This is a genomic window from Candidatus Vagococcus giribetii (assembly GCF_017316185.1).
Lineage (GTDB): Bacteria > Bacillota > Bacilli > Lactobacillales > Vagococcaceae > Vagococcus > Vagococcus giribetii.
Genome location: NZ_JAFLVX010000024.1, coordinates 43,911 through 50,034 on the forward strand (window position 1 = coordinate 43,911; position 6,124 = coordinate 50,034).

At 30.5% G+C, this 6,124-nt stretch carries 6 protein-coding genes; all 6 read left to right on the forward strand.

The window, feature by feature from the left end; all coding sequences use genetic code 11:
* Nucleotides 1-69: 69 nt before the first annotated feature.
* Entirely contained in the window at nt 70-204 is a 135-nt protein-coding gene (locus DOK76_RS13265; protein ID WP_255521712.1) for a hypothetical protein, read from the forward strand.
* A gap of 192 nt (nt 205-396) precedes the next feature.
* Nucleotides 397-1,110, forward strand: coding sequence for a glycosyltransferase family 2 protein (locus DOK76_RS09700; RefSeq protein ID WP_206967221.1), 714 nt, complete (start codon nt 397-399; stop codon nt 1,108-1,110).
* Nucleotides 1,110-1,460, forward strand: coding sequence for a DUF2304 domain-containing protein (locus DOK76_RS09705; RefSeq protein ID WP_206967223.1), 351 nt, complete (start codon nt 1,110-1,112; stop codon nt 1,458-1,460). The genes DOK76_RS09700 and DOK76_RS09705 overlap by 1 nt, the downstream gene beginning before the upstream one ends.
* Nucleotides 1,457-1,798 (forward strand): EamA family transporter, encoded by a 342-nt coding sequence (locus tag DOK76_RS09710; protein ID WP_206967225.1) that lies wholly within the window; start codon nt 1,457-1,459, stop codon nt 1,796-1,798. Before DOK76_RS09705 ends, DOK76_RS09710 begins: the two co-directional genes overlap by 4 nt.
* A 254-nt stretch (nt 1,799-2,052) precedes the next feature.
* The gene (locus DOK76_RS09715; RefSeq protein WP_206967228.1) at nt 2,053-4,389 is read left to right on the forward strand and encodes a GW dipeptide domain-containing protein; all 2,337 of its coding nucleotides are present in this window, start codon (nt 2,053-2,055) and stop codon (nt 4,387-4,389) included.
* 20 nt (nt 4,390-4,409) lie between these two features.
* Nucleotides 4,410-6,124: GH25 family lysozyme (locus DOK76_RS09720; protein ID WP_206967230.1), on the forward strand; the 1,715-nt coding region annotated here is incomplete at its 3' end.

Below are 6,124 nucleotides of genomic sequence, written 5' to 3' on the forward strand. Positions count from 1 at the left end.
AAAAGAAAGAACAATCCGTAGAAGTAATTACGTTAAAAAAGGCCAATAGAAACGAAAGAGGACTTTAAGATGGTTTTAATCGTTGGTAGTTTAGGTCAATTAGGTCGAGAATTATGTCATTTGTTTGATGAAACAAGTACATCTTACGTGGTGCTTCTGCAGAGTTTTCGCAAAACGCAGAGTGTCCTAAATATTCAGTTTTAGATTTGAGTAAAACAAAAGAAACTGGATATATTATTCTAACTTGGCAAGAGGCATTGAATAATTTCTTTTTTTCAGATAAAATGAATCAAAATGAGTAATGTTTTATATATGGATATAAACAAATGAAGTATGAGGTATTTAATTAACTATTCATTTGTATTTAGACATGTAATATTAATAAGGAGAATATAAATGAAAGTACTAATTATAATACCTGCTTATAATGAAGAGGCAAGTATTTTTAAAACGGCAAGTTCAATCGAGTCGTTTAAACAAAACGTTAAGTTTGAGTTAGATTATATTGTTATTAATGATGGATCAACAGATAAAACTAAAGATATATTAGTGGAAAATAATATACCAGCTGTTCACTTGATCAAAAATTTAGGAATTGGTGGTGCTGTACAGACTGGGTATATTTATGCTGAACAAAATGATTATGATATAGCTGTTCAATTTGATGGTGATGGACAACATGATATTGAATCTATTGAAAATTTAGTTGAACCAATTATAAAAAAAGAGGCTGATTTTACTATCGGTTCGCGTTTTGTTGAAGGATCTCCTTCAGAGTTCAAAACATCTTTTTCTAGAAGAGTCGGAATTAACTTGATTTCGTTTTTTATCAAATTTAAAACAAAAGTTACAATTCTTGACGTGACTTCAGGCTATCGTGCAGCTAATAAAGACGTGATTAAATATTTTGCTAAACACTATCCTAAGAAATATCCAGAACCAGAAACTAATGCTATTTTGATTAAACAAAATAGAAAAGTTAAAGAAGTGGGCGTCAATATGTTTGAAAGATTAGAAGGAAAATCATCAATCACACCTATCAAATCAGTTAGATATATGATTGAGGTACTGACGTCAATTCTTATCTTGTCAGATAGGGGGAATCATTAATGACTAGTATTTCAATATTTATGATTTTGTTATCAGTATTGTTTTTAGTATTTATCATTCGTTTGATTAGACAATCAACTTTTACTTTGGAAAATTCATTGTTATGGTTAGGGATTGGTATTATTATGTTGCTCTTCTCTGTTTTTCCTGGGATCCCCGAATATTTTAGTACGTTATTTGGCTTTGAAACTATGTCTAATTTTTTATTAGTTATGGCTGTGTTATTTAGTTTAATTCAGTTAATTGTTTTTACAAAACATATTACAAAGCAAACAAATGAAATTAAATCACTAATTCAAGAAGTATCAATATTAAAAGAAAAAATAGAAAGAATGGGTAAAGAAAAATGATTTTGTTTTTTGTTTATGTAATTTTGTCATCATCTGGAATTATCCTTTTTAAATTAGGATCTTCGGACTTATCAATCAAAATGATTAACAGTCAATTAAATATGAATTTTCCAACCTTAAGTTTATTAGGTTTATTTTGTTACTTATTAAGCTTTATTTTATGGATGATTATTATTTCTAAGTCAGATGTTAGTTTTATTGTGCCACTAGGACTAGGGATTACAAATGTATTGATTTTAGCTGGTTCAGTTATATTTTTAAAAGAAACAATTAGTACAAATGCAATGATTGGTATCGCTCTAATTTTAGCTGGAGTCTTATTAATGAATATTAAATAATTTTATAAGTATAACGATAAAAGATTGTGGAAATATTTTATTTCTATGATCTTTATTTTTTAGGTTAATATTCTATTTTTTTGTGTATTAAATTAATCAAATTATAACTTTATACTGACATTTTGATAAAAAAACAAAAAACTATAGTTAATGAACAATTTAAATGCGATAATAAATCATATGAGATTAAAAAGGTGGGGAAATGAATGAAAAAGAATATGGTTCTGTTGGTATTAGGTTCATTGTTGTGTCCTATGGTATTAGCTACCGCTGAGAGTGTGGTAGATAATAGGCAGAGCACATTAGAATCTAAAGACGAGCTAAGTATTACGACAAGTTCAGAAATGCCTGAATTTACTGAAGCTATCGAAAGTTCGTCATCAGAAGTAGAGGAAGTTGAAAGAACTATTTTAAGTACATCAAGTTCTGAAGAGGAGAGTTTGGAAGAACGAATTGAAAGAATTTTAAAAGAAGCTACGACACCAGAAGAATATCAGGAAGTACTTGAATATATCAAACAAACAACTGACTATAATCAAGTTGAGAAAAATGATATAGATAGTTATAGTTTTAAAAGTAGTGTTAATCGTGCTAGCCAGGCAAAGGGAGTAGCAGAATTTTTAGGAATTTCAAAACAGCAATTATTAAATGAATTACAAGCCCATGAGTATGATAATTTCTATTTAGGAACACCATTTAGAGGTCTATGGACACCTAGTGTCCAATGTATGAGTCCAAATGGCGCACCTAATCGTTATGGACCAGGATTTAACTGTACTGGTTTTGTTGCTACAGCTTTTCAACGTGCCGGTGGGGACTTAAGAAGAATTACTAATGTTGCCAATGCTTGGGGTGATGTCTGTAATGCCTATAACTGGCGTGATGCTCTAAGACCAAACACAGAGCATTATGCTTTTAATTCAGTTAATGAGTTACTAGCTAGTGGTAAGGCTGAGAAAGGTGATGTGATTTATTTTGAGCCAGACTACACTGCTCCTAATTTTGACTGTCATATTGGTTTTTTTTGGGGAAGCCGCTCAAACGAAAACTTAATGTGGCATTCTTATGATAGAAATATAAAAAGTAATATTAAATCAGCTACGCCATTTACAAAAATTTATTTATTTAAATTAGGCAATGACAAAAATGCAGTAATTCATGATAAAAAAATGAATCATAAAAGATTTATTGAAAAAACGAGTGCATCAGTTTACTCTAGACCTTATCAGAGTGGTGATAAAAGTATTGATACGACAAAAGGGCTTTATCATCAAGAAGTTTTAGTTACTAGAGAAGTAAGAAATGGGCATGGTACTTGGCAAGAAATTACGTATAAGAATAACAATCGCACTAAAAAAGGGTGGATACAGTCTGGTGAAATGTCAGATGTTATTAATAAAGCCTCCTATAAAAAACGGTTGGCTATTAGAAGTAATAAAGCGGATCTTTATAAAGATCCATATATTCCGGGAGTTAAAACTGTTAGTGTATTACAAAACAAGAAAACATTACCAGTTAGTATAAGTCAAAAAGCTACAACTGGGTATGGAGAGTGGTACAAAGTTAGTTTTATTGATGGTAAAGCAGAAAGAAACGGATGGATGAAATCAACGGATTTCGCTGCTATTGTGAATCAACAAAAAATCGAAAAAGAAGTAACTGTAAATAAAGATTATGGAGCAATTTATAATGCCCCTTACACAGGTTCTGTTGATGATAAACAAGTCGATTTGACTACTGAATTAGTTAACAAGGAAATACCGGTTCTGGAAGAAGCTTATACTGGTTACGGTCATTGGTATCGAATAGATACAACTATTGATAATGTTGTATATCAGGGTTGGATAAAAGAAACTGATGTTGAAGATTATATTGGGTACGAAAATGTAACCGGACGAATGTTAATAAATAAAAACTATGGTTCAGTTTATGATTCTCCTTATGTCGAAGGTAAGACTAAACAAGTTGACAATTTAAATGGTATGCTAAATGAGATTGTAACTATTAGTGCGAAAGCTAATACAAATAAAGGGACATGGTATCAGGTAAAATATACTAAGAATAAAAAGACTAGTAAGGGATGGATAAAGTCATTAGATTTGGTAGATATTGTAGAACAGCAGAATATATCAAAAAAAATGACTATTAATAAAAATCATGGATCAATTTATGATAAACCTTATACTAGTCCAGATGTGACTCAAGAAATTGGAAAAACTGATGGTCTTAAAGATTTTGAAATTACAGTAATAGAAGAGGCTAAAACAGGTTATGGGCAGTGGTATAGAACAGAATTTGAACTTGAAGATAGACTAGTTAATGGATGGATAAAACAAACTGATTTAGAAGAGTACTTTAATTATCAGATACTAGATACTCAGAAAACTATAAATAAAAATTATGGTTCAGTTTATGATTCACCTTATGTAGCTGGTCATACTAAACAAATTGAAAAGTTAAATGGTTTAGAGAATGAGGTAGTTGAAGTTTCGGCTGTAGCAGAAACAGACTATGGAGTTTGGTTTGAATCGACTTATAAAAGTAAAGATAAATCTTTTAAGGGGTGGATAAAATCAAAAGATTTAAAATAAAATTATGAGGAGTATTAGATTTGAAAAAGTATTTTGTAAGTTTATTATGTATTACATCTATAATAACTGTCCCTGCGTTAACTATCACAGAAGCCACAGGGAATAGTAGTACCGAAAATGAGACAGAAAAAGCAACTGAAACAACGAGTTCGCTCGATTTTTCTGTAATTGAAAGTTCAGAAATGCAAATACCTACAGATGATAGTAAAAAAGATTTAAATACTACTGAATTTGATAAAATAGAAAGCAGTACCTCATCTTCAGAAATAGAAGAAGGTAACATTGAATATCACGGTGATAAAATAACTGAAGAAAATCAAAGTGTTTTAGGAGAGAATGTTAGAATTGAGACTAAATCTACAGTTCGTAGCTTTTCAGCAGAAAGAAGCCTTTCTTCTAACAATTTAAATATGCCAAGAATTGATTTTGTAGATGTTTCATCTCACCAGGGAGAAATCACAGTTCAAGATTATTTAAAGATGAAAGGGCAAGGAGTAACAGGTGTAGTAGTAAAACTTACTGAAGGAACAAGTTATATTAACCCGTTTGCCTATAGTCAGATTAGAAATGCTCAAACAGCTGGTCTGAAGGTTAGTGCCTATCATTATAGCTGGTTTGTTAATAAAAAAACTGCTGAGGCAGAAGCTAGATATTTTGCTCAAGTAGCGCAGCAAAATGGATTAGATATCAATACTGTTATGGTAAATGATGCAGAAGAACAATCGACAAATAATGGAAATCTAACTCAAAACTCATTATATTTTATGGAAACATTAAATAAAGAATTTGGTTTTAAACAAGTTGTACATTACAGTATGGCTAGTTGGTTTACTACTAAAATTTTAGATATGAGTAAATTAGGTGGTGATAAAGCGTCTTGGAAAGCACAGTTTCCTTTTGTACCATCTAAAGATAATTTGTTACATACAGAATCATCTGCTTGGCAGTGGTCTAGTGATATGCATTTTGTAGGAGATTCTAAGAAAGACCGAACATTTGATACCAATATTGATTACACAGGAACTTTTTCTTCTTTAAGAAATTTTGAATATATACCTTTTAGTAAGAAGACATTTATCAATAAAACTAATGCTGATATTTATAATCAACCATATCAATCTGGTACTTGGAGACAAGATAAAACTTTAGGAATGTCGAACGAATTAATAACTATTTCTGCTCAATCAAGAACCAGTTATGGTTTATGGTATGAATTTATGTATCAAAAAGATGGTATGAATAAGGTAGGATGGATAAAGTCAAATGATGTTAGTGATATAATTGATGAGAGAGAACATCAACAAACTTTATTTGTTAAGAAAGCAACAGGAAGTATTTATGATAGTCCCTATGTACCAGGAACAGAAGAAATAGATAAAACTTTTAGTTTAGAAAATAATCAGTTTAATAAAACTAAAGAAGCTAGAACAGGTTATGGCTTGTGGTATTACGGAAGTTATACAAAAAATGGCAAAGTTAAAACAGGTTGGATTAAATCAGTTGATTTGGAAGCTGAGACAGTTAATATAGAAGCTTATACTAATAAAGGGATTATCAATAAAAATTATGGTGCTGTCTATGAATCTCCTTATATACCAGGGGTCTCTGAAAAGGATACTTTAGTTGGTTTACAAGAAGAAGTCGTGACGATTAAATCAAAATCTCAAACAAATAGTGGATTATGGTATGAGTCAACATATAAGAAAAATGGAGTAACAAAATCAGGTTGGATCAA

Excerpts from the sequence above, each read along its gene's own strand:
- DOK76_RS09700 (WP_206967221.1), top strand. The coding sequence starts at position 397 with ATGAAAGTACTAATTATAATACCTGCTTATAATGAAGAGGCAAGTATT.
- DOK76_RS09715 (WP_206967228.1), top strand. The coding sequence starts at position 2,053 with ATGGTATTAGCTACCGCTGAGAGTGTGGTAGATAATAGGCAGAGCACA.
- DOK76_RS09710 (WP_206967225.1), top strand. The coding sequence starts at position 1,457 with ATGATTTTGTTTTTTGTTTATGTAATTTTGTCATCATCTGGAATTATC.
- DOK76_RS09705 (WP_206967223.1), top strand. The coding sequence starts at position 1,110 with ATGACTAGTATTTCAATATTTATGATTTTGTTATCAGTATTGTTTTTA.
- DOK76_RS13265 (WP_255521712.1), top strand. The coding sequence starts at position 70 with ATGGTTTTAATCGTTGGTAGTTTAGGTCAATTAGGTCGAGAATTATGT.